Consider the following 266-nt stretch of genomic DNA (forward strand, 5'->3'; position numbering starts at 1 on the left):
GACGGCACCGCGATCGTCGCCATGGGACGGGCCCGCTACCGACCCACCGAACCGATGCGCCGGATGCTCACCGCCCGGGACCCCTACTGCACCCACATCGGCTGCGCGCGCGTGGACTCCGAAAACGACCACATCACCGAATGGCAGGACGGCGGAACCACCGACCTGGACAACCTCGCCCCGCGCTGCCCGAAACACCACAAGATGAAAACCGTCGGACTCTGGCAAACCCTCACCACCGGAAACGGCTCCATCACCCACACCTC

General features: G+C 66.5%; 1 protein-coding gene. It reads left to right on the forward strand.

The genetic code is table 11. The annotated features are described in order from the left end of the window. Positions 1 to 266: HNH endonuclease signature motif containing protein (locus ACHAAJ_RS15620; RefSeq protein ID WP_435729162.1), on the forward strand; the 266-nt coding region annotated here is incomplete at both ends.

The organism is Arthrobacter arnarulunnguaqae, from assembly GCF_051262515.1.
Classification (GTDB): Bacteria; Actinomycetota; Actinomycetes; order Actinomycetales; family Micrococcaceae; genus Arthrobacter_N.